We start from the raw sequence: 26842 nt of genomic DNA, 5'->3' as shown, positions 1-26842 counted from the left end.
TTTTTCACTACTTATGTATCTATTTACTGCGCACTCCCACAACACAAATCGATATTAAGAGATTGCATGCGGTAGATAACAATTACATTCAAATCGTATTGATGGTTGCATGTCACTATGTTATTGATTGGTTAGGATAAAGTTTCAAAAGGAATACACAATGCGCCCTAAAGTATTGTTAGTTGAAGACTCCACCTCCCTCGCCGTACTGTACAAACAGTACGTTAAAGACGAGCCCTATGATATTTTCCACGTCGAAACAGGCGCGGAAGCGAAGACCTTCATTGAAAGGCACTCTCCACAGCTTGTTATTCTCGACCTTAAGCTGCCCGACATGCCAGGCGAAGAAGTCTTAGATTGGATTACTGCCAACGAAATACCGACCGCAGTTATCATCGCGACAGCGCATGGCTCAGTAAACATTGCTGTAGACCTTATCCAGCGCGGTGCGGAAGACTTCTTAGAGAAACCCATTCAAGCTGATCGACTCAAGACATCTGTTCGCTTACATCTAAAGAGAGCGAAACTCGAAAATCTTGTCGATAACATGCAAAGCAAGTTCGATCGTGACCGCTTCCATAATTTCATCGGCTCTTGCCTACCCATGCAGGCGGTTTACAAGATCATTGATTCGGTAGCGCCAACCACTGCTAGCGTGTTTATTAACGGCGAAAGCGGTACCGGTAAAGAAGTGTGTGCGGAAGCGATTCACCAAGAGAGTCAGCGGAATGGTAAACCTTTCGTGGCTATTAACTGTGGCGCAATCCCTCGAGATCTAATGGAGAGTGAAATCTTCGGTCACGTTAAAGGCGCGTTTACCGGCGCGACAACCGACCGCAAAGGCGCAGCGATGCAAGCGCATGGCGGTACACTGTTTCTCGATGAACTTTGTGAAATGGAACTGGAGATGCAGAAGAAGCTTCTCAGATTCTTACAAACCGGTACGTTTACTCCACTTGGTGGTAACCGCGAGATTAAAGTGGATGTCAGAATTATCTGCGCAACTAACCGCGACCCACTGGTTGAGGTAGAAGAAGGACGGTTTAGAGAAGATCTTTACTATCGTGTTCACGTCGTGCCTATCGAGATGCCACCGCTCCGTGAACGAGGAAGTGACATTGTCACTCTATGCAATCACTTCTTGAAGCTGTACGCGAAGCAAGACAAGAAGAAGTTCAAATCAATAGACAAAGAAACGCAGAACCTATTTAAACGTTACACGTGGCCAGGCAACGTGCGCCAGTTGCAAAACATCATCCGTAACATCGTGGTGTTGAACAATGAAACGAGCGTAACCAAAGACATGCTGCCCCCGCCAATTAATAAAGCGGAAAGCACAAAGCCAAAGAGTGTGACACCAATTAGAAACGTCGCGCCAGTAGCTGTTAACGTCCCTGATCCTGTAGCCGAAACTAAACTGCCGCCTATTACACCTGAAGAGCTGGAACAGACACCAGCACCTCAAGTGCAAAGCGAACCAATGACACCTGCGTTCACAACCATCGAAGGTGCTATTCGTCCAATGTGGCAGATTGAACGTGAAGCCATTCAACATGCTATTAACCATTGCGATGGTAACGTGTTGAATGCCGCCGTGTTATTGGAGCTCAGCCCTTCTACGGTTTATCGTAAGAAACAGGCTTGGGAATCGGAAGATGAGTACAATCAAGCCTAACCTCGAAGAGCTTAATCAAAACCATTCTCTTGAGGCTCAGGAGTTGGCAAATCCTGAGCCTCAAGAGATTTGGCTGTTAATCGACAGCCAAACCTTTGGAGGAATCGAAACTCATGTCATTGAGTTAGCGTTAGGCTTGATTGAGCATCAACGTAAAGCACGAGTGATACTTCTTACCAAGTTCGAACCTCTTCCCCCTATCATCACTCGTTTGACTCAACTTAAACTTCCTTTTTGTCATCTCAGCGACATCGCACCAAGTCAGGGTAATGCCTTGTCACAACTGAAACTGGCTATTACTCAATTCCAACCATCACACATCCATGCTCATGGCTACAAAGCGAGTATTTTCGCTAAGCTAGCCAAGTTAACAACGAGTAGTTCAGATAAGCCACGACAAATAACAACTTATCACGCAGGCGAAACTCCAACTGGAAAAGTGTGGTTCTATGACTTTTTAGACCGCTACACGAGCGTGATTTCTGATCATTCATTGGTGGTAAGCGACAAAATTAAAGAGAAGCTCCCTTCGAAAAGCACCCTACTCAACAACTTCATCGCGATTCCTGAGCATTCACCTTCACCTAACGTTTCTGACGAAACTCAGATGCCAGATTCGACTCATCACATTGGATTTGTTGGTCGCTTAAGTCATGAAAAGGCGCCAGACCGATTTGTTACGCTTGCTCAAGCTAACCCAGCTCAGCATTTCCATCTATTTGGTGATGGCCCGGAGAGGCAAGCGTTAGAAAGCAGTAATCAAAAAAATCTCACGTTTCATGGTCACCAAACCAACATGAGCAGCGCGTGGCAAACCATTGACGTTTTGGTTGTTCCATCCAGATACGAAGGGTTACCCATGGCAGCGCTCGAAGCTATGGTGCGTGGAATACCTGTTATCGCAACAAATGTTGGCAATCTCCCACAGTTGATTGAACACCAAACCGGCGGCTATATCGCACAAAGCGAAACACAACTGCAAACATATTTACTTGAATGGCTTGCCCTTTCTAGCCAAGAAAAATACGCCATGAGCCAAAAGGCTAGAAACACGATTATTGAACACTACTCCCCCCAAGCTGTCATTCCACAAATATTGGCGTGCTACGGTAACTAAACGTCTTCAACTTCGCATACCTCTGTGAATAAACTTTAATTAATGCAGCTGCCAATTTGATTCTCATTTTGAACAACGGTTAAACCAGCCATTGCCCACTTTAAAAAACACAATAAATACAAACATTTAAATTAAGTTCGTATCTGGCATTCACCTTGCTATTACTTTATTTAGTTGGAAGTTAGCTAGGTGAAGGAAAATACAATGCGAGACCAAGTGAATCGAACACCGTTAATTGTCGGACTCTCTTTCTTGAGCCTGATTATTGGCGTTGCTTGGTATCTGGTCCCTCACCCAGTTGTTGTTATTGTCCTTGCTTTCATTCCCTTAGGTGCCCTGTTCGTTATCAACAAAGCATTTTGGTTTGTACTTTTGTTTGTGGTGTTTTCTTTCTTTCGGATTCATGAGGCGCTACCACAACTTTATCCACTTAAAATACCTTTACTATTGTCGATGGGCGCTTTGTCCGCTCTTTTATGGCATTCACTGATCAGTAAAGAACTAAAGATCTTTTGGCACCATTCATTCAATTGGCTCGCGATATTCTGGGTCTTAACCACCATAGGGGTTGTCTTTGCCTCTAATAGACCTATCGCATTAGCAGAATTCACGGGGGTTTATTGGAAGATTATTGTCATGACCCTCGCAATTGCTTGGCTCGTGAATACCACAGAGAACTTGGCGAAAACAGCGATGACTATCATTTACGCCGGAGCTTTGGTCAGTGCGATTGCGGTCTACAACTCCATAAACGGTATTGGATTGGTCGAAGGTTCAAGGGTCACCATAGGACGAGACTTTGGCTCTATGCTCGGTGACCCGAACGATCTGTCACTCGTGCTTATGTTCCCACTCGCCTTCACAATTAGCCAAGCGAGTACCCCCGGCATTTCCTATTTCAAACGAATTATCAGCGCGTTAGTTTGCGTTTTGTTGCTTGCCGCTATCATTGCGACTCAAAGTCGTGGTGGATTATTGGGGTGTATCGCTGTAATTGGCATCTTTGCGTGGAAGTTGGTTCGTTCTAAAGTCTTGTTAATTTCGTTAGGTTCAGTTGCTGCCGTTGTGCTTTATTTGGTTGCGGGAATCTCCGATCGAGCATCTGGCGGCGCCGCAGAGCAAGGCATCGATGAATCTGCCATGGGTAGGATCTACGCATGGGAAGCAGCAATAAAAATGGCGATAGACAACCCGTTGACTGGTGTTGGGCTAAACAACTTCTTCTCTAACTACTTCTTTTACAGCTCTCATTGGGACGGTCTTAATCACGCAGTGCACAGTACTTGGTTTGGCGTGTTAGCTGAAACGGGCTTTATCGGCCTGATTGTTTTCGTCACTCTGATTGTCTCATTGATCAAAACTTCGCGCGTAACTCTCGAAAGGCTTTCAAATTCTACGACACACGTGCCACCAGAACTTAACGCTGTGGCTTACGCTGTTTACGCTGGGCTTATCGGTACTATTGTGTCGGGAACCTTCCTAACTCAGGGTTTCAACTGGCCCATTTACATACTCGCTGCACTCACTGTATGTGTCTCCAACGTATCCCAAACTGCTTGTCAAAATGAGAAAATCTAAAAGCCTTATTTTAACCCATTGAAAAATAGTGAGTTAGTTTATGGCACAGTATATGAAAGTACTCCTATATAACAATACATAAGGAGTTTCATTATGACGTCAGTATCTATCCACCAATTCAAACATTGGCTTAAGTTTCATCCTAATTCTCGAATTAGAAATGTCTTTTTCATTTTGAAAAACATCAGAAGCGCAGAGCTGCCTACCCCTCAAATACTTAATCGCTGCCTATATCAAGCGCATAAGCTAATGGTGCACTTGGTTTCTGGCTTTACGCGATTCTTCTACTGGACTCCGGCTTTCAAAGGTCGTGTGGCTCAATGTGGTAAACGCTTGTATTTGTATGGTGGTCTGCCTTTCGTCAGTGGTCCTGTACAGATTTCGATTGGAGACAACTGCCGTATCTCTGGCCACACTACGTTCTCTGGTTGTACTCAACCACTTGAAGGCTTGGAACACCCATTATTGTCGATTGGTAACAATGTTGACATCGGTTGGCAGTCGACTATCGCCGTTGGAGGTAAAGTGGTTATCTCTGACAATGTACGCATCGCAGGCGGTGCGTTCCTATTTGGATACTCTGGACACCCACTTGATGCAAAACGCCGAGCACTAGGTGAAGGCGATGACCCTCAGCAAATCGGCGATATCATTCTTGAACAAGATGTATGGCTTGGTACGAATGTCACGGTAAAAGGCGGAGTCACCATTGGTGAAGGCGCTGTGATTGCTGCTGGTAGTGTAGTAACAAAGAATATCCCTGCCTTTGCAATCGCAGGTGGTAACCCAGCTCGAGTTGTCGGTCAGATTAAATCCGTTGAAGTGACAGAATCCGATGTGTTCGATTCACTAGAGACTCATGGAGGTGACCATGCGTGATTTAATCGTATTTGGTGAAGACTTTGGTGGCCTGCCTTCATCGACTCAACATTTAGTTCGTCACCTTGCTAAGCAACACAAAGTCTTATGGATCAACTCTATTGGCCTAAGACAACCGAAGCTGTCCGCTAAAGATGCGGCAAGAGCGTTCAACAAATTGTTTGGCAAGACCAAAGCCGTCACTCAAAACATGCTCGACTCTGAGGGACACGATAATATTACTATCGTTAACTTAAAGACAATCCCTGCGCCTGCTTCTCAATTTTCTAGAAAGTTGGCTCAGCAAATGATGCTGCACCAACTAAAGCCAGTTATTGCGGAGCTAAATCTTAACGCGCCTATCTTATGGACTTCTCTTCCGACAGCTGTTGATTTGTGCAGACACTTAGGCGAATCATCTGTGGTCTATTACTGCGGCGATGATTTTAGCGCACTGGCTGGTGTTGACCATGACACCGTTGCACAGCACGAATCGGAATTGATCGATAAGGCGACTCTTATATTCGCAGCTAGCAAAAAATTGATGGATAAATTTCCAAAACATAAAGCGCACTTGCTACCACATGGTGTCGACGTAGACCTATTTTCAACACCCGCACCAAGAGCAAAAGATTTACCGAGTAACCATCGCCCTATAGCGGGTTTTTATGGCAGCCTTTCTAAATGGCTTGATTATGAAATGATTGATCATGTTGCCAATGCGATGCCGGAATGGGACTTTGTTTTCATTGGCCCAAACGAGCTTGATACGCTTATGCTACCTAAGTTGAGTAACGTACATTACCTTGGCCCACGTCCACACCACACGCTGCCAAGCTATTCTCAACACTGGGATGTAAGCCTGTTGCCGTTTGTTGATAACGAGCAAATCCGAGCTTGCAGCCCACTCAAACTAATGGAATACCTTGCGGCTGGCACGCCAATTATCACAACACCGTTCCCTGCTTTGCTCCCATACCAAGAGCACGTAACCACGGTTGGCAGTGCCAACCAAATGATTTGGGCGCTTGATCATGCGCGTCAGCTAAGCAATTCACCTATCTCTGTCGTCGAACAAGACAGCTGGCAGAACCGTGGTAACTTCGTACATTGGATGTTGGAGCTATTATGAATAATCTGAAATTGCGCTTATTGGTCATCATCAATGCGATGTGGCGCCAACGCTACGTTATCGTTCTGCCAATGCTTATTTTGCCGTTTGTAGGCTTTGGTGTGAGCAAGTTGGCTCCGACTAAATATGACGCGCATACTAGTATGTTGATTCAAGAAACGGCCAAGATGAATCCCTTCTTGGAAGACATCGCCGTTTCGACCATGCTAAAAGACCGACTTAACGCATTGAGAACACTGCTTCACAGTCGACATGTGCTTTACTCGGTCGCTGATGAACTGCAATTAACCACGCCAGATATGCCTGAAATTGAGAAACAAGAGATCATTACTGACCTGTCTCAGCGTTTGTCGGTGACTCAACTTGGAAAAGATTTTCTAAAAATAAGCTTAACCTCCAATACACCAACAGGAATGGAAGCAACGCTGCGCTCGGTGAGTGAACATTTCATTGAACAGTTGCTCGCGCCGGAACGTTCATCGATTGAAGACTCAAGTAACTTCTTAAAAATTCATATCGACAAACGGAGTGTCGAGCTTGAAGAAGCGGAAGAAGCTTTAGCCTTGTACATGAACGAAAACGTGCAATCGACGCCAGAGGTACAAAGCCAAAGTTTGAATCGATTAGCATCACTCAAACAAACACTGGCGGAAAAAGAGGCTGAATTATCGGGTGTCGAAAAAAGCTTAGGGTCAATCGACCAACAACTTTCAAGAACCAACCCAGTGATAGGTAAATTAGAGGACCAGATCATCGACATTCGAAGCGACCTTACCTTGCTACAAGCTAAATACACAGACAAACACAGCGCTGTACAAGCTAAAGTCCGAGAACTAGAAAGACTTGAAAATGAGCGAAAGAGTTTGCTCGACGTAACCCAGCCAACGATGAACAGCGACCAGCTTTGGGACATCGCAAGCAGCACGACACTGAACAAGCTTTCTGATACCCAACCTCTTTTGGTCACTCAACTACACAGCCTACAACTGGTTCGTGCTCGCTTTGAGTCTTTAACTGAAGAGACCAAAAGTCTTCGTACTATGATTTTCGAATTAGAACACAAGGCGAATAACTTCGGCGAAAATGCAAAAGAGATGTACCGCCTTAAACGTCAAGTTGAAATCAAGCGTCAACTATATGATGAACTGACAGAGCGTTATGAAATGGCTCAGCTAACGGGTTCGCTTGGTGTATTCGAACAAAACAAACGTGTGAAGATTATTGATTTGCCTTTCACACCGAGTATCAAATCTAACATGCCGACTTTTATCTTTATTCTGGCTGGATTCGTTGCAGGTATCGGATTGGGTGCTGGCTTAGCTGTGTTGTTCGAACTGTTTGACTCTTCAATCAAACGCAAAGACGACATCGAAGATATTTTGGGTGTTCCTGTGATTACCGTTATCCCTAAAATTAGTTAGTCAGCCTCAAAGCCATATTTTGACTTGTTAGCTTCACAGCTTTCTAATTTCCTAGCTTCGTGCTTCCTAGCTTCCAAGTACTAAACGCCAACACTCGCTTGGCGTTTTTCTTTTATACAGCCTTAAGTTTTAACGCCAATTTCGATTTAACCAAGCCCTATGATTCAAACTGCCATTCAATCGCATTTTGTTTTGATTCCCATTTTGAGAAATGAAAGCCGCCCTAGGACAAAACGTCGTAAGTAATTGAAAATTAGATGCTATTTAGTTGGCACAACTCCTGCAATCTCCTTGTGTAGTTAAACGTTTTAAAGAAGTTACTTAAAGATAAACGTCAGAAAGGCGAAACAAGAATTATAAAGGCAGGGTCCGAATTATGAATACGCATTTAACGAAGCATGGCAAAAAGATCATACACGTTGTTCAGCACCTTGCGCCGGGTGGGCTAGAAACCCTAACTCTGGATTTACTGCGCCTTGCCAAGCCAACAGACCAAGTATTGATTGTCAGTTTAGAAGGTACAAAACAAGAGTCGGTCAACAATTGGCCGAAACTAGAGCCATACAAAGAGCAGATCGTCTTTTTGGATAAAGCACCAGGCGTACAATTCAACATCATTATTAAGCTAATTAAAGCCTTCAATGCGATTCGCCCTGATGTGGTTCATACCCACCATATTGGCCCACTGTTATACGCTGGTTATGCCGCTCGCGTAACAGGGGTTCCAACTCGAATCCATACCGAACATGACGCTTGGCATCTGAACAACAACAAACGTCGTCGATTACAAGCGCTTGCTTTAAAGGCCGCTCAACCAACGTTAGTCGCCGACGCAACACGTGTTTATAACCAACTACGCACCGCTTTTTCTTATGAGAACATCATTACCATCAAAAATGGCGTTGATTGTAAGAAGTTTAAGCCAATGTCGAAAGAACAGGCGAGAGCAAGTCTAAACCTGCCGACAGACAAACACATCATCGGTTGTGCAGGTCGACTAGAACATGTCAAAGGCCAAGATCAACTCATTAAGGCACTGACTCTTCTACCTAAAAACATGGTTGTCGCATTTGCTGGCGGCGGTACGAAGCGCAATCAACTAGAGCAACTCACTAACCGCTTGAATCTGAGTGACCGAGTCATCTTTCTTGGCCTAGTTGAAGACATGACCACGTTTTACGGATCGTTGGATACCTTCTGCCTACCTTCACGTCATGAAGGGCTGCCGCTTTCTACACTCGAAGCTCAAGCGTGCAATATTCCAACCGTCGCTATGGACGTTGGTGCTGTCGATGAAACTTTGTGTCCTATCAGCGGAACACTCGTTAAAAAAGGCAGTATCACAGGATTAGCCAATGCCTTGTTAGAGAATCAAAATGAACGCTTTTTATCACCTCGACACTACGTTCTTGAGAACTTCGACATCATCAAAATGGTTTCGTCATACAACGACATCTCAGAAGGAGCTTACGCATGATTGATTGGTTGCTTGCGGGACTGTGTTTGTTTTCAGGTGCGTTGATTGTCTATCATCACGCAGCCTACCCTTTGTTACTGCGTTGGTATGCGAAAGGCCACCCTGCACGTCAAGTTGAAGAGAGCCATCGTTGTTACAAAGATGAGCAGCAAGATTGTACGTTACCGACTATCACCATTCTTGTTCCCGCCTTTAATGAGGAGCAATGGATAGCAGACAAGATTCGTAATCTCGCTTCGTTAGATTATCCAAAGAAGAAGCTGGAAGTGATCATCGCTTGTGATGGCTGTACCGATAAAACCGTCGATATCGCTCAGATGACCATCCAAGAAGCAATGTGCAGTGATGTTTATTTTGAGATACATGACCATAAAGTAAACCGAGGTAAAGTCGCGGTTGTTAATGAAGAAGTGACACGTATAACCAGTGACATTACAGCGATGAGTGATGTATCTGCCCTTATTTCATTGGATGCCTTGCTTATTGCCGCCGCTCACTTTGAAAGTGACAAGGTTGGAGTGGTAAACGCAACGTACCAACTTTGCCCAACAGGCAACGAAGGTGAAAACACCTATTGGCAGTATCAAACCGCGGTTAAAGAGTCAGAGGCTTCATTAGGTTCGAGCCTAGGTTCTCATGGCGCTTTCTACTTATTTAGAACTCACCTATTTGAACTGCTTCCACTCAACACCATCAATGATGATTTCATCTTGCCGATGCGAATCGTTAAACAAGGTTACATTGCAGAATATGAAACCCAAATGGTGGCATTAGAGTTAGAGGCATCGAATCTAGAAACAGACTTCAAAAGAAGACTTCGTATTTCGGCGGGCAACATGCAACAAGCGATTCGACTGTTTGGCTTGTTCAGCCCCAAGTTCAAAGGCATCGCGTTTGCGTTCTTCTCAGGAAAAGGCCTGCGCCTACTCACTCCATATTTAATGATTGTGTGCTTAGTGTGCTCAATCTTACTCAGCAACTACTGGTTATTTGAAGCATTGTTATGGGCTCAAGTTGCTGTTTATACCATTGGCATACTTGGCTGCATCTTGCCAAAGCGTCTAGTAAACAAACCTATTTCATTAATCTCTTATTTGATAGTTGGACACTATGCCAACTTCATTGGTGGCATTCGTTACCTAATCGGACTAGAAAACTCACCTTGGACACGAGCGAATCATTAAGGACTTATTATGATGAACATTGAACAGCTATCTACCCAAAACCTATACCAATACAAAATCTCACGTGCTAAACGTACTTTCGATTTCGTAAGCTCACTGATTGCTTTGATTTTGCTAGCACCCGTATTTCCGTTGATTGCGATGGCGATTGCACTCACTTCTCGTGGCCCTATTTTCTACCGTCAACTGCGTGTAGGCAAATCAACACCGGAGAAAATGGAAATCTTTGAGATCATGAAGTTCCGTAGCATGTACGAAGATGCAGAAACTCGCTCTGGTGCAGTTTGGGCTACCGAGAATGACCCACGAATCACACCCGTTGGCCGCTTTTTGAGAAAGACACGTCTTGATGAGCTGCCACAACTGATCAATGTATTGAAAGGTGAAATGTCTCTAATTGGCCCACGCCCTGAACGCCCTACTTTTTACACCAAACTAGAGAACGAAATTCCTTACTTTGCTGACCGTACATATGGTGTAATGCCTGGTATCACAGGGCTTGCACAAGTGAATCAAGGTTACGACACCTGCATTGATGATGTACGTCGTAAAGTTGGTTTCGACCACAGTTACGCATTAAGCCTGTGTTCAATGAAATCTTGGATCGCTGCCGACCTAAGCATTATCACTAAAACGATTGTGGTGATGGTCGATGGCCGAGGCCGTTAAAACTAGACTTTGCAATCAATTGTAAGTATCCGTCTAACCTAGTCCCGCGCTTTTTGATTCAAGTCCTATAAAAACCAATGAGTATGTATTTACTCATTGGTTTTTTCGATTTTATATACCATTTGATATACGATACCGCGAAACATTCCTAGCCTGTGTTCGAAGGACCTTTCAATGAAAATCGAAGATCTTAAATTGTTCACCACCGTGGTCGAGCTTGGTAGCTTTACCGCCGCTGCGAATGCATTAGACCTTCCAAGAGCGAACGTTAGTCGCCGTATCAACGACTTAGAGAAGTCTTTGAACATTCAGTTGTTCTTTCGTACAACACGCAGTTTGTCAGTCACAAAATCCGGCGAACTCTATTACAACGAGCTATTGAAAGCCTTAAGCGCACTTGAAAAGGCCAATCACATGGCGTCTAACTTGTTGGAAGTGCCACATGGTCGAGTCAAGATAGGTTTGCTACCTGAAACTGGTGACATCGTTCAAGCCACCCTATTCAAATTCCAAGATCTTTACCCAGAGATTGAACTTGATATTCGCAGCATCAGTAACGGCTTTATCGACATGTACCGCCAAGGATTAGATCTTGCGATGCATGGTGGTCGTTTAAGAGATTCTAATGTTGTCGCGCGTAAGGTAATGGATTTGCGCCGTATTTTCGTTGCTAGCCCTGAATACATTGCTAAATCAGGTAAACCTACAACGCTTGAAGAGCTGTCTAAATTTCCGTTTGTTTGTTTCCGTTGGCCGAGTGGTGATGTTGATAAAGAGTGGGAAATATCAGGCCAAGTTGTAAAGGTAGAACCGTCGATTGTTAGTGACAGTATTGGCTTTGTGAAGGGCGCATCTACCCGTCATCGAGGTATCGCCCTGTTGCCTCAGTTAATGGTGAGACAAGAGCTTAAAGAAGGCTCACTGATCAACCTTTTTCCTGATCACACCATGCAACAAGAAGAAGCTTGGTTGTTGTATCCACAACGCAAAGCACTCAGCCATGCCAGTCAATTATTGATTGATTTCTTATTACAAGAATTGCCAAATCTCTAATTATTGTCATGAATAGTGTGACAGTGTTATACCGTTAGCACTGATTATCTCTAGTCTTCATCTCGATAGAATTGCTCCATCAATATTTAGGAGCAATTCATGATGTCCATCTATCGCTACTCTCTACTCGCAGCCACTCTTCTCCCTCTTATCGGTTGCAACCAGTCTGTTTCTATGGAGCCAACTGCAGATTCATCTAAAGTAACGGCAGAGCGTCCAATTCAAGTCGTACAACTTGAATCTAAACCTCAACAAGCCAGCAAAACTTTCACAGGCAAACTTCAATCGGTTGAAACGGCAGGTGTGGCTTTTCGTGTTCCCGGTACCATTCAAGAATTGTTAGTCAAAACTGGCGATAGCGTGAAAAAGGGTCAAGCGATTGCTCAGTTAGACCCACACGATTACCAAGTGGCGTTAGAAGAGTTACAAGCACGCGCGTTAGAAGCCAAATCAGCACATAAACTCGCAAAAGCAGAATTAGCTCGCGTAAAACAAGCGATTGATGACAATGCAATTGCGGACGTGAACTTAGATCGAGCGATCAGCGGCTATGAACGCAGCGAAGCTGCCGTAAAAGTGGTTGAACAAAACATACGCCGAGCAAAAGACTCGGTTCGCTACACTCGTCTGCTTGCCCCATTCGATGGTGTGGTTGCCTCTTCTAATTTCGACCAATACGAACAAGTGCTGCCGGGTGTTTCGGTTTTCACTATCCACAAGCCAGAACAGCTTGAGGTGACCATTGATGTGCCTGAAAACCTGATTCATCAATTCAAAGCCGAGCAACAAGCCACCATCAGTTGGTATCACGCAAAGAAGTCTATTACTGGTCATGCGACTGAGATTTCTACACTCCCTCACCCAATCAAACAAACCTATTCGGTCACCTATCGTCTAGACGATTTAGAACATGGTGACACGCTCAGTTTGTTACCAGGCAAAGCGGTTACCCTCACCACACAACTGGGTGAAAGCAGCGACAATTTCTGCCTCCCTTATTCTTCCATCGTTAACCAGTCAGGCAACGAACAGGTATTCACCATCAAAAACTCGCAAGCCATCTCTGTGCCCGTCAATGTCGCTTCATTCGGTAAGAATACCGCGTGTGTCGAATCAGAACTTCACAATGGCGACTATGTGGTGGTGAGTGGCGCGCAGTACGTGCAAGAAGGTCAACATTTCTCATCAATCCAAGTAAAAGATCTGTAGGTACGCACCATGAACTTAGCTGACTTTGCCATAAAGCAACGAACCTTCGTCCTGTTCTTCACTGTATTAAGTATTATCGCTGGCCTGTACTCCTATTTTGACCTCGGTAAGCTCGAAGACCCTAGCTTCACTGTCAAAACGGCGGTTGTTGTTACGCTCTACCCCGGCGCATCAGCCGAAGAAGTGGAACAACAGGTAACAGATACGGTAGAAACAAAGCTTCAAGAGATGGCGAACTTAAACCGCCTGCGCTCATTGTCTCGTCCGGGCATGTCGATGGTGTTTGTCGATTTAAAAGAATCTTTGAACTCAAAAGAACTGCCACAAGATTGGGATTTACTGCGTCGTAAAGTATCAGACATGAAAATGCTGCTACCGAGCACAGCACAAATCAGCATTGTGCAAGATGAGTTTTCTGAAGTGTACGGCATGCTTTTCTCTGTGTACGGTGAAGACGCTTCTCCTTCAGAGCTACGCACTTATGCAGAAGAGTTACAACGTCGCATTAAAACCGTAGATGGCATTAAAAAAGTAGAACTGCATGGCGTACAACCTCGCGTCGTACATATCGATATTCCAGACGAACGTTTAGCGCAGTATGGTTTGTCGATGGCTCAGGTTTGGAGTCAACTCAATACACAAAACGCCACATTTGATGCGGGTAAATTTGCTGCAGACAGTGAGCGCATTCGTGTTCAGCAATCTAGCCAGTTCACTTCACTCGCTGATATTAACAACCTGATGATCAAAGGTGGTGTCAGTGATTTAGGGACGGGTCTAATTCGACTTGGTGACATTGCTGATGTGACCATGGGTTACCAAGAGCCAATGATGACGGAAAACCGCTACAACGGCGTACCAGCAGTCACTCTTGCAATGAGCCCAGTCTCTGGCGTGAACGTTGTATCTCTGGGTGACGACATCAATCGAGTGGTTGACGAGTTCCAAGCATCACTGCCCTTAGGTGTTGAAGTTGCGACTGTTGCCAACCAACCTGAAGAAGTTCAGAAATCGATAGATAACTTCGTAAGCAACCTGCTTGAAAGTGTCGCGATTGTGTTTGTTGTATTGTCGATCTTCATGGGGCTAAAGAGTGCAACGATTGTTGGTTCAAGCCTGCTATTGACGATTCTACTCACGCTAATTTACATGAATATTGCGGCGATCGATTTGCACCGTGTGTCGTTGGGTACGTTTATCCTTGCGCTCGGCATGTTAGTTGATAACGCAATTGTGATCACCGATATGATGATCGTGAAGATCAACAAAGGCATCGACCGAACTGCAGCAGCCATTGATTCTGTGAAAGAGACAGCGACACCCTTGTTTGGCGCAACAGTGATTGCGATTATGGGTGCAAGTCCGGTTATCTTCTCTCAAACCGATGCCGCTGAATTTGCCAGTTCAGTGTTTTTAATCATAGCATCTTCGCTACTGTTGTCTTGGTTTGTAGCCATGACCTTCACTGCTCTTATGTGTTGGATGTTCATCAAACCAACCAAACAAAACACCGACACCAAAGTAAGCTTGTACCGTAAAAGCGTCAACTGGACGGTCGATAATCCAATCAAAGCGTTGACTGCACTCGTCCCACTTATTCTGGTCACCGCGTTTGCAATTCCGAACATAGCGATCAACTTCATCCCGCAAGCGGATCGCCCTATCTTGTTCCTTGATTACTGGCTACCGAATGGAGCGAAGATAGAGCAAACCTCACAAGACATTGAACGCATTGAAGCATGGCTACTTGAACAGCCAGAAGTGACTAATATTTCAACCTATGTGGGCGCTGGCGCACCGCGTTTCTCGGTAACCATTGAGCCTGAACCGTTCGACCCTGCTTATGGTCAGATCTTGATTAACGCTGTTGATTATCCATCACTCAGCACACTGATTGCTCGTGGTGACAAGTGGCTAGCGAAAGAGTTTCCTGACGCCAATCCGCGATTCCGAGGTTTAAAACTAGCGACCTCAGATAAATTCAGTGTCGAAGCTCGCTTTTCAGGCCCAGATGTTGCCGTGCTGCATGATCTGTCGAACCAAGCGAAAGCCATCCTAAAAGCGCACCCTGATACCAAATACGTGCGCGACGATTGGCGACAAAAAAGCAAAGTGCTTGAGCCCATCATCAACCAAGACAAAATTCGTCAGGCTGGTATTAACCGAGCAGACATCGCATTCGCAATGAAGCGCGCCTCTGAAGGCATGCCACTGGGTCGAATGAACCTAAACGATGAGCTGATCACCATTCAACTTCGAGGCACAGATCGCAACCTAGAATCACTAGAAACGTTGCCTGTTCGTTCGCTATTGGGCTTACACAGCGTGCCTTTAGGACAAGTGGTGGATGGTTTTGAACTAACAAGCGAAGAAACTATGATTTGGCGTCGTGACCGAGTGAAAACCATTACTGCACAAGCCGGTGTTGGCCGTTACACCACTCCTGCTGCCGTTAGAAACTCAGTAATCGACGACATTGAAGCCATCGCGCTTCCACCGGGCTACAGCCTTGAATGGGGCGGCGAATATTACGACGAACATAAAGCGGTCAGTGACATCCTAAAACAACTGCCAAAAGCGATGTTGTTGATGGTGGTTATTCTGGTCGCGATGTTTAACGGCTTTAAGCAACCTGTGATTATTCTCACCACTTTACCGCTTGCGGCGACGGGCGCGACATTCAGCTTGTTGTTATTGGATAAACCATTCGGCTTTATGGCATTGATCGGCGCAGTCACGTTAACAGGCATGATCATCAAAAACGGTATTGTACTGATGGACCAGATCGAACTTGAACGTAAAGACGGTCGCACACTGTCGGATGCCATCAAAGAAGCGACGGTAAACCGCACTATGGCAATCTCAATGGGCGCACTCACAACAGCACTCGGCATGATCCCGCTACTTACGGATCTCCTGTTTGACCAAATGGCCGCGACGATTATCGGTGGCTTGGCGGCTGCAACCGTGTTGTCTCTGTTCGTTATGCCTGCGTTGTACAAACTCTTCTACCGAGGGGAAGAGATGGTAAGCGTGTCTGATGCCATTAAAGATGCGGTGGTCATGCTTGATGCAACGCCTAGCAATACAGACAAACAGCAAACCAACATCACTCAATAAGGAGCAGTAAACATGTATCTATTACCTAAGTTTAAAGTGGCTCCTATTGCCCTAGCCTTGTTACTGACGGGCTGTGCGATTGGTCCTGATTATGAAGAGCCGCAAACCACCATGGCAGAAACCTTCTTGTATAGCCAAGATAGTGAAAGCCAGAGTGAAACAGGCCAACAACACAACCATTGGTGGACGCAGTTCAATGATCCAACGCTTAACCAGTTAGTGGCCGAGGTTCAAAACCAGAACATCCCGCTAAAACTGGCAGCCGAACGAATCAACATGGCGAACTCATACAAGACTGTCGTTGAATCTTTCAAAGTGCCGACTGTGAATGTTGGTGGTGGTTACTACAACTATCAATTGAGTGAGAACGACTCCCTACTCGGTCCTGTATTTGGCGCGTCAGACGCAGTTGAATCAGCCACTGGTATGTCGTTGCTTGAAGCACAACACGATGGTGGCTTTTTAGGAGCGAGCATTGCGTGGGAAATGGACTTGTTCGGACGTATCGACAGACAATCCAACGCAGCAACAATTCGAGTAGAACAAGCTGAGATATTCCAATCGGGGTTGAACACCTTGATTACTGCAGACGTGATTCACAACTACTTGCAATACCGCGGCGCGCAAGAACGCAAAGCGATAGCAATGGAAAACATCCAAGACCAACAACGCACACTTGAGTTGGTAACCAAAGTGGTTCGCAGCGGTTATGGCTCTGAGTTAGATCTCGCTCAAGCCAAAGCGATGCTCGCAGCGACAGAGTCGATTATTCCGCAGTTAGAAATTGCCGAACAAGTTCACAAGCAACGTATGGCGGTGTTGTTGGGTGAATCGCTAGCGAACGTCAACCAACGTTTAGCGGGCGAATTTACTTTGCCAAGAATGAAAGATGTTATCCCTACAGGGATACCGTCTGACTTGTTAGAGCAACGCCCAGACATCAGAATAGCAGAACGTGAAATGGCTGCGATTAACGAAGAGCTCGGTGCGAGTATTGCCAATCGCTATCCAAAGTTCTTCTTAACAGGAACCCCTGGCGTTACCGCTGGAAGTTTTGATGACTTGTTCAGTAGCGACTCATTTGGTTGGGCTGCGTCTGTAGGCATCAGTTGGAATGTGTTTGATGGTGGCCGAGGTGAAGCTTTGGTAGAGATGAACGAGGCAAGATTTCGCTCGGCCGCACTTAACTACCAACATTCGGTAGACAGTGCTTTTGCAGAAGTAGATTCAAGCTTGTTTGCCTATGGTCGCAGCCAAGAGAATCAAAAGCGTATTGATGAAGCCACCCTCGCCGTCGATAACGCAGTCAGCAAAGCCAAATCGTTATACAAGGCTGGCCTAGTGGATTACTTGTCGGTATTGGATGCTCAAAGGCAACAGAAAATGATGCAGGACCGCCAAGTGGCCGCTAAGTTGCAAACGGCCAATACCACAATCGCAGTATACAAAGCACTGGGCGGTGACTGGAAAGTCGCAAGCGAAGCACAAAGTGTCGAAGTAGCTTCTGTGAATTAGAAAATCGATACACTACTCACCTAAGCAAAAAGCAAAAAAATACCGCTGAATCCATCAGCGGTATTTTAGTATTCCTATAAAACGTTATTACTTAATTTGGTTGCGCTTCGCCCACTCTTGTACGGCATCACCCATCGTCAAACCTGTTGCGTTCTTCATCCAAAGCATGAAATCACGATTGAACTTAAACTGCTCACCAAACTGGGATTTGAAAAATCGACGAACATTCTGAGTCGTTTTGTAGCTATCCGTTATCAACGTATTCTCATCAATATGATTCTTGTGCCAATCAACTTTTCCCATGCTACCTAACTCTTCCTTAAGAATACGCGATTCAGTACTCGCCAATGCTGTTATCTAGTTACACGTTTTTCGGTGCGAACATAATGATCGCCATACCAAGCAGTGCTATCGAGCCGCCAACCATATCCCACGCTGTCGGCTTTTCACCATCAACCAGCCATAGCCAAACTAATGCCACCGAAATATACACACCACCGTAAGCCGCATAGACACGCCCTGTCGCCGTAGGATGTAACGTGAGTAACCAAGCAAATGCAGCAAGGCTTATTGCCGCGGGGATCAGTAACCAAATACTCTTATCTTCCCTTAGCCACAGATACGGTAAATAACACCCTACTATTTCCGCTATCGCCGTAACGACAAAAAGACCGACCGTTTTAAATTCAATCACAACTTACCTTACCAATAAAAACCAACGCGTGTATTTCGTTTCGCTAGGCGCACTTGCTCAAGGCGCGTTTCAAGTCTTCTGTATTCTTACAGCCGATATAAAACTGTTTCCCATCACTTAAACTTAACTTCAACGCCGAGCCAATTGATGCATTATACAGCCATCCATCACTCAACATTCGGATACCAATCCCTTGATACCACTTCGTTTGGTAAAAAGATGTGTCAATGATATCAGATACCTTCACAGTTTTGCGTAAGAACCCAAAGCCGAAATACCAAGTCAGTATGTCGCTTTTGAGCTCAATGGTCATGGAGAAAAACAGAACGGCAATTAAGGCGTTGATTGACAGTGCAAACAAGGCTCCGTAACTACTTTCAGAGGTAAACACGATAAACGCGCTAATCACGCAGAGGATCAAAAGTAATCCTTTGTTAAGTTCCTTACTGTAAAACATCGTTCAAACTCCTTTAGGCGAACGTGTTAATGGTTGAGCTAACCTTATCTTACAGCTAGCTTCCTAAATATCCGAGGTACGTAATGCAGGCAAATTCCAACAACCAAGCCAAGTAACATCGCCTTGATACTGCCAAACCAAAGTATCAAACCGGAATAGCCTTGAGCAGGCCCTAACCCGTCTTTATTAACCACATCGGTCAACATGAATCCGTTCCAAAACAAATGGAGCAACACTGTAAAGAGATGCGCGCAAATAGCAGCGGTTCCGAGTAACGCATATCTATCAGCGGTACTATCTCGACAAAATAAGAAAACCAATACAAAGGTAAAAATCAAAGGTGCAGCCAACGCCAACGACACAGTGATCGCTTCTAAGTCACTCTGGCTTCCATAGCTATAAGTGCTAAATACCATTGCCATTGATAGCAAAATCGGCACAAGTGCAGTCCAAGTAATTCTGTTCATTTCCGTTCCCTGTCTTAATAGTTGGTTTGATGAAAATTCGATAATCGACAGGGAATGTTAATTACCAAAAATAGCGCACCTAAAATGCACTTATATCTCTATAACTCGATATAAAACCCAGTCTTGGGTGAATCTCATGTAACGCAGTTTTACGTTGGTTGCTGCATTACACATAACATGATGTGTTCACCCAGAGTTTGAACAGTGTAATTAGCCTATGTCTTAAATCGAGAGTTCAACTGAGACTTAATTACCGACCCTCGACATGATAATGATGTCTATAAGTTCGTCTTCAACCAGCACTGCGTTGCGTTTTGTCCCCTCGACTTCAAAGCCAAATGACTTGTACAGCGACAACGCAGCAGCATTGTTCGCATGAACTTCCAATTCAAGGCGTGCTAGATCCAACTCTTTGTCACAATAAGACACCAAGTGTTCTAATAAAAAACGACCCACGCCCTTTCCACGGGAGGCTTTTGCTACGGCAACCCCAAAAGAAGCAGAGTGTTTTAATCTTGGTTTTGTCGAGAGATTTAACGCTAAATGCCCTAAAAGTTCGCCATCTTTAGCAATGGCAACGAAATGGCGTTGGTTGTCATTGAACATCGCATCAAACTCTTCCCGCTTGATATCAGCTGAATAGCGATTGTTGTTCACGACTTCTTTATCTGTATAAATGTCGTATAAGGCTGGCAGATCAGCTAAATGCATTTCTCTGATTTTCATAAACAAGTAAGCTCCAAACGTTTTAAAGACGAAAGCTAATAATTTAAGCGATAACTAAGAACTTTGTACACTACGCAGTTCTTAGTTATCGCTTCCCGTGCCCTTTAGGTTCATTGGGAATTGGTCGTCAATTCCAAGATAGCACTCGCACTTGGGGCCATCGAGCTTTGTAACTAGCTGTCATTTTGTTGTAGTTCGCTTCGGTCATTGCTCGTTTGTTTGGCTTGATCAACATGTTAAAAGCGTCTTCTAATCCATAAGGAGCAAAAATTCTTACATGATTGGACTGTTCTATAGTAAACCCAATAGCGAACGCGGATAACCAAGATTCAATACCTTGCTCAACACGCTCATATGGCTGAATGGAACATCCGAACTTCGTCGAATAGCGCTCATGGATAGTTGCTTGATTTTTTACATCGATATCTACGATATGACTTAACCGTGAGCGAATGCGACTTTTAAACTCACCTTCACTGGCGATCTGAGAACTGTCGAAATAAACGATATCAAAATCCTTTACCTGATCGAGAAGTGGTTTATTTTCAATGCTATTCCAGATGACTTGAGTAATAACGCCACCAGCAATATAGAAGCTTGGCAACCCTACTTCTCGACACACTTTAGCAGTCTCAACTAACTCAGGAACTTGATGGATTAAATATTCAAGTTGTTTGTTCATACTGGCCTATTAGAGCATGCTAAAGGTGAAGAAGATTGAAATGAATCACTGAAGCAGATTGTGAGCTGATAGCCTACAACGCGAGTTTGAACCCTTCATGCGTTGCTTTGAATCCAAGTTTTTCATAGAACCTGATGGCATCTGGGCGCTGCTTGTCGCTTGTTAACTGAACGATTGTACAGCCTTTGTTTTTTGCCAGTTCGATAGCGTGTCCGAACATTTGCTCACCGAAACCTTGTCCACGATAGTCACTATGGATTCGAACACCTTCGATAAGACAACGCCAACTACCAATATGAGTCAGATACGGAATAAAGGTTAGTTGAAGCATGCCGACCAGAGCGCCTTCCAGTTCAACAACCAGTAATTCGTTATTTGGATCGCACGCAATCGCTTCGAACGCTTCAACATAGCCACGATTCAACGGAATAGACGCATCTTCTCTTTTACTACCAAGTGGGTCATTTGAAAGCAAAGCAACAAGACTTTCCAAATCTTCAAATTCAGCTGAACGATACTTTAATTCCATCTATAGGTCCTTATTACTTCTGATGACTAGCGCCGCATTAAAGTGCGAGCAATGCGACTACAAAGCTTAACCTTACCATCGTTAAAATCGAACTCAACTATGGGATGGAAAATGCCATGCGTTGGGAATCATTTTTGAACGGTTTGTTATGCGACTTTTCAAAGCATGCGATTGAGCCTTTGATTAAGCTCCCACAAGGCTATTCTGTTTGAGTCATATTTTAAAAGTTCACTCGCCTCTTGAAAGCTGCACCAACGAAGTTTTATATGCTCATTTGATAACTTAGGCTCAGTAGACACCCGAACTGAAAAACAATATTCAGGTACTACAAACGGATGATTAGTCCACTCTTCATGACCAGAATAGTACACTTTGGGGAGCATACACATTGAGTCCAATTGCTTCCAATTACAGCCAATTAAACTAGCTTCTTCTTTAAGTTCGCGCTTTGCTGCCTCGAGAGTAGTTTCACTATCTTCACCACCGCCTGAAATAGCTTGCCATACACCATTATCACTTCGTTGCCCGATTAAGTAGCGAGGTTGTCCATTGAGTGTTTGATACGGAAATATTAATACTTGAAACGGTGCTCTCATTGATTTATTCCTTTAATCGAATCACGCTGCATTAAAGTTAGAGCAACGCTACAACGATACAAAACCACATCAATGAACGCATAGCAAAAACGCCAAGCGTTGCGAATCATTATTGGACAGTTTGTTATATTCTATTTTGAAACGCTGCTTTTACAGATTTCGAAACCCGCGAAAACTTCCCTAAACTTCTCTCCTTTGAACTAGCAATATCTTGACGGCTATCATTCTGAATTCGTGTGTTGTCACAGTGATCATCATACCTAAACTGGGCCTTCATAACTAAACCAGAAGCTAATAGGCTTGCTCCAAGGCCACTTCCAAAAACCGTAACAACCTGCTTAAATATTTCAAAATAACTGTTGATTGCTAAAAGCAAGGCTTGATTAATATCTTTAAGGTTGGCATTTTTAGGATCGATCATTTCTTTATTAAGCTCACCGATCACTTCACTCTGTAAAGAAAATGTAAACGCTAAAAATAAGGCAGTAGCACCGCCAATAATAAAACCAGAAATAGAAAGTCTGGAATGTAATACCGAACGGTTTTTATTTTTCGAAAATAAAACAAACTTTATAGTGATAAACAAGCAGATAAGCCAAAAAACCACATACACTACTGCTTCACTCATATAATCATTAGTAATCAATTAGTTAACCTTTACATTTATAAAATATAACGCCGCGTTAAGTAATGAGCAACACTACCACCTTACTAAACCATTACACCGTAAACACAAAACTCATTTAAATTAAAAGCGCCGAGTGTTGCGAATCTGTCTTAAACGCTTTGTTAGGGCTACGATGGTATAGTGAACCCACATTCTAAACACCGTTCACCACCGTAGTTTTCATTGTAGCTAAGCCCTAGACCACTTCCGCAATCAGGGCAAAATTCAGATATATCTAGCGATGTCCATTCCCAAGCGTCAACATACTCTGGTATACCATCTCTATCATGACCGAGCAGTTCACCAGCACTAGTTTGTTTGGCTATGTAGCTACTGTAGCTGTGCTCTTTTAGTAATTCTAAAACTATCTCGTGATTTATTTCGAACCACTCACCAATAACATTAAGATCGCTGTATTTCTCGTGAAATTCTTTTTCTAGTTTTCGATCATTATTACTGTTGATCCACCCCATTAGAGCTAATCTTCGGGAATTGCCTGTTTGAAGATTTTTAAGGCGCTGTGTTGGATTTTTACTAATGCCGATCTTAATTCTTTGGTTCATCAAGTCTTCATTTTCTATGATAAAGTAGAGTGCCATATATCTCCTTGTAGCCCTAACAGCTATTAGGCAGAAAATTCTGCATTCAAATACAGAATTATTTTATCTAGTTTCATATGGGCGAAACTCTACCATAATTAAATTCATAATTTCAGTGACTTAAAACACAGATAAGTACGCTAAATGGCAGGGTTAGTGGCATTCACATAATGCATAGTTCTGACAAAAATCGTCCTGAGCTATATAACCACTGTTCATCTATACATATCCCAAACACAAAAAAGCCTGCCATCTATGCGAACATAAATGGCAGGCTTTATACGTTGATTAAGCTTACGAGTGGCTAGATCACGCGGCTTCAAATGCGAGGGCTTTCTTCTCTACTTGGCGGAAGATCAGCGTTAAAATACCGTTTACTGCTAGGTAGAATGCGCCAGCAATACCGAACACAGTCAGTGTGTCGTAGGTTTGGCCGTTGATACGCTGAGCGTAGCCCATCAAATCCATAATGGTGATGGTGCTTGCCAGTGAAGTGCCTTTGAATACTAGAATCACTTCATTTGAATAAGCTGGAACCGCGCGGCGCAATGCGTACGGTAGTAACACTTTAAGTGTTGCGATTTTATCCATACCTAGTGCGCGACATGCTTCCCACTGCCCTGCTGGAATTGCGTTGAATGCCCCTCTGAACAGTAGCGTGCTGTATGCAGCAGTGTTCAAAGCCAATGCTAGCATTGCACAGAACCAAGGTTGGCTCAGCCACGTCCACATGAAGCTTTCACGAATCCAATCGAACTGACCCGGGCCGTAATACACCAAGAAGATTTGAACCAATAACGGTGTGCCAGTAAACAAGGTGATGATGCCGCGTGTTACCCAGTGAATCGCAGGTAATCTTAGGATCAGTGTTACCGTCATCAGCAGAGACAAGATACAACCAACAAGCAGTGAAGCGCCGGTCAGTTGAAGACTAGTGGCTAGGCCTTCAAGCATTTGAGAGAGGTATTGTTGATTCATGCCATTGCCCCTTTATTACCCAAACCTTGAATAGAGAACTTACCATCAATCACTTTTACTGCTCTTTGCGTAATCAATGTGATGATTAGATAAATAGCTGCCGCCGTTGCGTACCAAGTAAATGCTTCGTGCGTTGCGGCTGATGTTAACTGCGCTTGCTTCAATAGATCGGTTACGCCAATCAGTGAAACCAGTGCGGTGTCTTTTAATAGAACCAACCATTGGTTCGTTAAACCTGGCAGTGCGTGTCTTACTGCTTGTGGCAATACGATTCTGAAAAATGCGCGTGATTGAGGAATACCCAATGCACTCGCCGCTTCTCTCTGTCCTTTGCTTACTGCTTTCAATGCACCACGAATGGTTTGTGAAGCGTAAGAAGCGAAGATAAGTGACAACGCAACAACACCAGATAAGAACGGGCTAACTTCAATAAAATCACCAGTGATCATGAAGAGCACTTGTGTTGAACCAAAGTAGATAAACAAAACTACCAAGATTTCTGGTAGACCACGTACGATTGTCACGAACGCGGTTGTCGGCCATTTGATTGCAATGCGACGAGACATTTCACCGCCAGCAAACAATACCGCTAAAACTAATCCAACCAATAGGCTTACGAATGCAAGCTGAATAGTCATCCAGCTTGCCTCGACGAGCCCTAAAGAGTAACCCGTTAACTGCATATTACTTACCGAAGTACTTGTTGAAGATCTTGTCGTATTCGCCGTTCGCTTTCACTGCAGCAAGTGCTGTATTCAGCTGTGCAACTAGCTCTGGGTTGCTCTTGTTTACTGCGATGCCGAAACCGTTACCGAAGTATTCTTGGTTTGTTACTTGCTCGCCAACGTACGTCAGGTTGTCTTCTTTCTTAAACCATTCCGCTACTACCGCTGTGTCACCGAATACAGAATCGATACGACCGTTTTTCATGTCGATGAAAGCATCTTGGTAGCTTGAGTAAGGTACAGCTGTCACACCTGGCAGTTGCTCAAGTAGGTAGCTTTGGTGAGTAGAACCGTTTTGAACACCGATACGCTTGCCTTCAAGTGCTGCTTGGTCTGCTACTTTGCCTTCAATAGAGATGAATGCTGCAGAGTTGTCGTAGTAAGCATCAGAGAAGTTTACTTGTTGAAGACGTGCTTCAGTGATGTCCATTGCCGAGATAGCTGCATCGTAACGTTTGAATTTAAGAGCAGGGATCAGGCTATCGAACGCTTGGTTGTGGAAAGTACATGTCGCTTTCATCTCTTCACAAAGTGCGTTTGCTAGGTCTACGTCAAAACCTTGGATTTGGTTGTTCTCGTCCATGTATTCGAACGGTGCGTAAGTTGCTTCCATTGCGAATTTGATTTCTTCTTGAGCCGCTGCATTGAAAGAAGCAAGACCGATAAGTGAAGCTAGTAGAATCTTTTTCATTTTGTTACTCCGAATACATTGTGATAGTGGCCTGTGGCCATTCTTATAATTTGATTGTTTTAATCGATGTTGTGTTTAGGTAAATCTAGTCAGTGACTTAGTGAGTCAGCTTAGGTTTAATGAGCGACTTACTTAGTGAGTCAAATATTCAGCAAACTCTGGAGTCTGTGGATTAATAAATGCGTCGCTGGTGCCGTGTTCCACAATGTAACCCTTCTCAAGGTAAAGAACATGGCTTGCAATCTTCTTGGCGAAATCAACTTCGTGAGTCACCACAACCTGAGTGATCCCTGTGTCGCTTAGCTCTTTAATGATGCTAACGACTTGGTTGGTGATCTCTGGGTCGAGTGCTGCCGTTGGTTCGTCAAACAGTAATACATCTGGCTTCATCATAAGAGCACGAGCAATCGCAACACGTTGTTGCTGACCACCAGACAGTTGCAATGGCCAAGCGTCTGCTTTGTCTGCTAGCTGTAACGTCGTTAATACCGTTTGTGCTTGCTTAATCGCTTCTTCTTTATCTAAGCCAGCTACTTTGGTTGGTGCTTCAATCAAGTTTTCCATTACCGTCATGTGTGGCCACAAGTTGTATTGCTGAAAAACCATGCCGACTTTACGACGAAGTTTAAGCCCCTGCTTCTCTTGGATCTGGCTTGAAAAGTCGAATTGCTCATCCGCAATGTCTAATTCGCCGTTGTCCGCGATTTCTAGCAGATTCAAAACACGCAGTAGTGAACTCTTACCAGCGCCGCTCGGCCCAAGCAGTACCAAGGTTTCGCCACTCTCACAGTTAAAACTGATGTCGTGAAGAACTTGGATATCGCCATATGATTTGTTGATGCTCTTTACTTGAATACTCATGCCAGATTACTGCATTAATTGTCATTTGTTGGTTATTCTATTTAAACTGAACTTTTATGCAAGAAAAATGTATAAAAAATTAATTTGTTGAATTTTTGTAACAAATACTGCACAAAAAACAGTCTCAATGACTGGTCTAACATCTATAAAATACAAGTCATT

General features: G+C 44.2%; 27 protein-coding genes. 13 read left to right on the top strand and 14 right to left on the bottom strand.

Features of this window, described 5'->3' with window-relative positions; all coding sequences use genetic code 11:
- Nucleotides 1-160 precede the first annotated feature (160 nt).
- From L0992_08220 to L0992_08160, 13 genes are all read left to right on the top strand, one after another.
- Nucleotides 161-1675, top strand: a complete 1515-nt coding sequence (locus tag L0992_08220) for a sigma-54 dependent transcriptional regulator (protein ID XGB65714.1) — start codon at nucleotides 161-163, stop codon at nucleotides 1673-1675.
- Nucleotides 1656-2792: a glycosyltransferase family 4 protein gene (locus L0992_08215; protein ID XGB65713.1), complete on the top strand. Its 1137-nt coding sequence runs from the start codon at nucleotides 1656-1658 to the stop codon at nucleotides 2790-2792. Before L0992_08220 ends, L0992_08215 begins: the two co-directional genes overlap by 20 nt.
- 204 nt (nucleotides 2793-2996) lie before the next feature.
- Nucleotides 2997-4370: an O-antigen ligase family protein gene (locus tag L0992_08210; protein XGB68653.1), complete on the top strand. Its 1374-nt coding sequence runs from the start codon at nucleotides 2997-2999 to the stop codon at nucleotides 4368-4370.
- Between the two features lie 93 nt (nucleotides 4371-4463).
- Nucleotides 4464-5249: an acyltransferase gene (locus tag L0992_08205; protein ID XGB68652.1), complete on the top strand. Its 786-nt coding sequence runs from the start codon at nucleotides 4464-4466 to the stop codon at nucleotides 5247-5249.
- Nucleotides 5242-6360 carry a glycosyltransferase gene (locus L0992_08200; protein ID XGB68651.1) on the top strand — a complete coding sequence of 373 codons (1119 nt, stop codon included), beginning with the start codon at nucleotides 5242-5244 and terminating at the stop codon, nucleotides 6358-6360. Before L0992_08205 ends, L0992_08200 begins: the two co-directional genes overlap by 8 nt.
- Nucleotides 6357-7781, top strand: coding sequence for a Wzz/FepE/Etk N-terminal domain-containing protein (locus L0992_08195; GenBank protein XGB68650.1), 1425 nt, complete (start codon nucleotides 6357-6359; stop codon nucleotides 7779-7781). Before L0992_08200 ends, L0992_08195 begins: the two co-directional genes overlap by 4 nt.
- A gap of 376 nt (nucleotides 7782-8157) precedes the next feature.
- The gene (locus L0992_08190) at nucleotides 8158-9258 is read left to right on the top strand and encodes a glycosyltransferase (protein XGB68649.1); all 1101 of its coding nucleotides are present in this window, start codon (nucleotides 8158-8160) and stop codon (nucleotides 9256-9258) included.
- Nucleotides 9255-10442 (top strand): glycosyltransferase family 2 protein, encoded by a 1188-nt coding sequence (locus L0992_08185; GenBank protein ID XGB68648.1) that lies wholly within the window; start codon nucleotides 9255-9257, stop codon nucleotides 10440-10442. Before L0992_08190 ends, L0992_08185 begins: the two co-directional genes overlap by 4 nt.
- Nucleotides 10443-10451: 9 nt before the next feature.
- Nucleotides 10452-11111 (top strand): sugar transferase, encoded by a 660-nt coding sequence (locus L0992_08180; GenBank protein ID XGB68647.1) that lies wholly within the window; start codon nucleotides 10452-10454, stop codon nucleotides 11109-11111.
- Between the two features lie 174 nt (nucleotides 11112-11285).
- The gene (locus L0992_08175; protein XGB68646.1) at nucleotides 11286-12164 is read left to right on the top strand and encodes a LysR family transcriptional regulator; all 879 of its coding nucleotides are present in this window, start codon (nucleotides 11286-11288) and stop codon (nucleotides 12162-12164) included.
- Nucleotides 12165-12263: 99 nt separating this feature from the next.
- The gene (locus tag L0992_08170; GenBank protein ID XGB68645.1) at nucleotides 12264-13373 is read left to right on the top strand and encodes an efflux RND transporter periplasmic adaptor subunit; all 1110 of its coding nucleotides are present in this window, start codon (nucleotides 12264-12266) and stop codon (nucleotides 13371-13373) included.
- Nucleotides 13374-13382: 9 nt separating this feature from the next.
- Nucleotides 13383-16493 carry an efflux RND transporter permease subunit gene (locus L0992_08165; protein ID XGB68644.1) on the top strand — a complete coding sequence of 1037 codons (3111 nt, stop codon included), beginning with the start codon at nucleotides 13383-13385 and terminating at the stop codon, nucleotides 16491-16493.
- Between the two features lie 12 nt (nucleotides 16494-16505).
- The gene (locus tag L0992_08160) at nucleotides 16506-18008 is read left to right on the top strand and encodes an efflux transporter outer membrane subunit (GenBank protein XGB68643.1); all 1503 of its coding nucleotides are present in this window, start codon (nucleotides 16506-16508) and stop codon (nucleotides 18006-18008) included.
- A gap of 87 nt (nucleotides 18009-18095) precedes the next feature.
- On the opposite strand, the gene L0992_08155 is transcribed toward L0992_08160, so the two are convergent.
- The 14 genes from L0992_08155 to artP all read right to left on the bottom strand — a co-directional run bounded on the left by L0992_08155 (nucleotide 18096) and on the right by artP (nucleotide 26680).
- Nucleotides 18096-18311 (bottom strand): DUF6434 domain-containing protein, encoded by a 216-nt coding sequence (locus tag L0992_08155; GenBank protein ID XGB68642.1) that lies wholly within the window; start codon nucleotides 18309-18311, stop codon nucleotides 18096-18098.
- Nucleotides 18312-18369: 58 nt separating this feature from the next.
- Nucleotides 18370-18702 (bottom strand): YnfA family protein, encoded by a 333-nt coding sequence (locus L0992_08150; GenBank protein XGB68641.1) that lies wholly within the window; start codon nucleotides 18700-18702, stop codon nucleotides 18370-18372.
- Between the two features lie 43 nt (nucleotides 18703-18745).
- Complete coding sequence (locus tag L0992_08145; GenBank protein ID XGB68640.1) at nucleotides 18746-19159, bottom strand: hypothetical protein; 414 nt, start codon at nucleotides 19157-19159, stop codon at nucleotides 18746-18748.
- A gap of 44 nt (nucleotides 19160-19203) precedes the next feature.
- Complete coding sequence (locus tag L0992_08140) at nucleotides 19204-19626, bottom strand: hypothetical protein (protein XGB68639.1); 423 nt, start codon at nucleotides 19624-19626, stop codon at nucleotides 19204-19206.
- A gap of 246 nt (nucleotides 19627-19872) precedes the next feature.
- Nucleotides 19873-20352, bottom strand: a complete 480-nt coding sequence (locus tag L0992_08135) for a GNAT family N-acetyltransferase (GenBank protein ID XGB68638.1) — start codon at nucleotides 20350-20352, stop codon at nucleotides 19873-19875.
- Nucleotides 20353-20479: 127 nt separating this feature from the next.
- Complete coding sequence (locus L0992_08130; protein ID XGB68637.1) at nucleotides 20480-21034, bottom strand: nucleotidyltransferase family protein; 555 nt, start codon at nucleotides 21032-21034, stop codon at nucleotides 20480-20482.
- Nucleotides 21035-21107: 73 nt separating this feature from the next.
- Nucleotides 21108-21563, bottom strand: coding sequence for a GNAT family N-acetyltransferase (locus tag L0992_08125; GenBank protein XGB68636.1), 456 nt, complete (start codon nucleotides 21561-21563; stop codon nucleotides 21108-21110).
- A gap of 158 nt (nucleotides 21564-21721) precedes the next feature.
- On the bottom strand, nucleotides 21722-22159 hold the full coding sequence (locus L0992_08120; GenBank protein XGB68635.1) for an NUDIX pyrophosphatase: 438 nt from the start codon (nucleotides 22157-22159) through the stop codon (nucleotides 21722-21724).
- 124 nt (nucleotides 22160-22283) lie between these two features.
- The gene (locus L0992_08115) at nucleotides 22284-22805 is read right to left on the bottom strand and encodes a hypothetical protein (protein XGB68634.1); all 522 of its coding nucleotides are present in this window, start codon (nucleotides 22803-22805) and stop codon (nucleotides 22284-22286) included.
- A gap of 149 nt (nucleotides 22806-22954) precedes the next feature.
- The gene (locus L0992_08110) at nucleotides 22955-23425 is read right to left on the bottom strand and encodes a GIY-YIG nuclease family protein (GenBank protein XGB68633.1); all 471 of its coding nucleotides are present in this window, start codon (nucleotides 23423-23425) and stop codon (nucleotides 22955-22957) included.
- 309 nt (nucleotides 23426-23734) lie between these two features.
- Nucleotides 23735-24403, bottom strand: coding sequence for an arginine ABC transporter permease ArtM (gene artM / locus L0992_08105; protein ID XGB68632.1), 669 nt, complete (start codon nucleotides 24401-24403; stop codon nucleotides 23735-23737).
- Entirely contained in the window at nucleotides 24400-25086 is a 687-nt protein-coding gene (artQ, locus tag L0992_08100) for an arginine ABC transporter permease ArtQ (GenBank protein ID XGB68631.1), read from the bottom strand. Before artQ ends, artM begins: the two co-directional genes overlap by 4 nt.
- Nucleotide 25087: 1 nt before the next feature.
- Complete coding sequence (locus L0992_08095; GenBank protein ID XGB68630.1) at nucleotides 25088-25819, bottom strand: arginine ABC transporter substrate-binding protein; 732 nt, start codon at nucleotides 25817-25819, stop codon at nucleotides 25088-25090.
- Nucleotides 25820-25951: 132 nt separating this feature from the next.
- Nucleotides 25952-26680: an arginine ABC transporter ATP-binding protein ArtP gene (artP, locus tag L0992_08090; GenBank protein ID XGB68629.1), complete on the bottom strand. Its 729-nt coding sequence runs from the start codon at nucleotides 26678-26680 to the stop codon at nucleotides 25952-25954.
- Between the last annotated feature and the right edge of the window lie 162 nt (nucleotides 26681-26842).

The sequence above is a fragment of the Vibrio pomeroyi genome, assembly GCA_041879425.1.
GTDB classification, from domain to species: domain Bacteria; phylum Pseudomonadota; class Gammaproteobacteria; order Enterobacterales; family Vibrionaceae; genus Vibrio; species Vibrio pomeroyi_A.
This window is presented reverse-complemented; position numbering and strand designations above follow the sequence as displayed.

Bases quoted from the DNA above. Each gene is read 5' to 3' on its own strand.
- L0992_08175 (XGB68646.1), top strand. From the start codon at position 11,286: ATGAAAATCGAAGATCTTAAATTGTTCACCACCGTGGTCGAGCTTGGT.
- L0992_08155 (XGB68642.1), bottom strand. From the start codon at position 18,311: ATGGGAAAAGTTGATTGGCACAAGAATCATATTGATGAGAATACGTTG.
- L0992_08145 (XGB68640.1), bottom strand. From the start codon at position 19,159: ATGTTTTACAGTAAGGAACTTAACAAAGGATTACTTTTGATCCTCTGC.
- artM (XGB68632.1), bottom strand. From the start codon at position 24,403: ATGAATCAACAATACCTCTCTCAAATGCTTGAAGGCCTAGCCACTAGT.
- L0992_08170 (XGB68645.1), top strand. From the start codon at position 12,264: ATGATGTCCATCTATCGCTACTCTCTACTCGCAGCCACTCTTCTCCCT.
- L0992_08120 (XGB68635.1), bottom strand. From the start codon at position 22,159: ATGAGAGCACCGTTTCAAGTATTAATATTTCCGTATCAAACACTCAAT.
- L0992_08160 (XGB68643.1), top strand. From the start codon at position 16,506: ATGTATCTATTACCTAAGTTTAAAGTGGCTCCTATTGCCCTAGCCTTG.
- L0992_08190 (XGB68649.1), top strand. From the start codon at position 8,158: ATGAATACGCATTTAACGAAGCATGGCAAAAAGATCATACACGTTGTT.
- L0992_08195 (XGB68650.1), top strand. From the start codon at position 6,357: ATGAATAATCTGAAATTGCGCTTATTGGTCATCATCAATGCGATGTGG.
- L0992_08215 (XGB65713.1), top strand. From the start codon at position 1,656: ATGAGTACAATCAAGCCTAACCTCGAAGAGCTTAATCAAAACCATTCT.
- L0992_08130 (XGB68637.1), bottom strand. From the start codon at position 21,034: ATGAACAAACAACTTGAATATTTAATCCATCAAGTTCCTGAGTTAGTT.
- L0992_08125 (XGB68636.1), bottom strand. From the start codon at position 21,563: ATGGAATTAAAGTATCGTTCAGCTGAATTTGAAGATTTGGAAAGTCTT.
- L0992_08205 (XGB68652.1), top strand. From the start codon at position 4,464: ATGACGTCAGTATCTATCCACCAATTCAAACATTGGCTTAAGTTTCAT.
- L0992_08210 (XGB68653.1), top strand. From the start codon at position 2,997: ATGCGAGACCAAGTGAATCGAACACCGTTAATTGTCGGACTCTCTTTC.
- L0992_08220 (XGB65714.1), top strand. From the start codon at position 161: ATGCGCCCTAAAGTATTGTTAGTTGAAGACTCCACCTCCCTCGCCGTA.
- L0992_08135 (XGB68638.1), bottom strand. From the start codon at position 20,352: ATGAAAATCAGAGAAATGCATTTAGCTGATCTGCCAGCCTTATACGAC.
- L0992_08095 (XGB68630.1), bottom strand. From the start codon at position 25,819: ATGAAAAAGATTCTACTAGCTTCACTTATCGGTCTTGCTTCTTTCAAT.
- L0992_08140 (XGB68639.1), bottom strand. From the start codon at position 19,626: ATGAACAGAATTACTTGGACTGCACTTGTGCCGATTTTGCTATCAATG.
- L0992_08110 (XGB68633.1), bottom strand. From the start codon at position 23,425: ATGGCACTCTACTTTATCATAGAAAATGAAGACTTGATGAACCAAAGA.
- artQ (XGB68631.1), bottom strand. From the start codon at position 25,086: ATGCAGTTAACGGGTTACTCTTTAGGGCTCGTCGAGGCAAGCTGGATG.
- L0992_08180 (XGB68647.1), top strand. From the start codon at position 10,452: ATGATGAACATTGAACAGCTATCTACCCAAAACCTATACCAATACAAA.
- L0992_08185 (XGB68648.1), top strand. From the start codon at position 9,255: ATGATTGATTGGTTGCTTGCGGGACTGTGTTTGTTTTCAGGTGCGTTG.
- L0992_08165 (XGB68644.1), top strand. From the start codon at position 13,383: ATGAACTTAGCTGACTTTGCCATAAAGCAACGAACCTTCGTCCTGTTC.
- L0992_08200 (XGB68651.1), top strand. From the start codon at position 5,242: ATGCGTGATTTAATCGTATTTGGTGAAGACTTTGGTGGCCTGCCTTCA.
- artP (XGB68629.1), bottom strand. From the start codon at position 26,680: ATGAGTATTCAAGTAAAGAGCATCAACAAATCATATGGCGATATCCAA.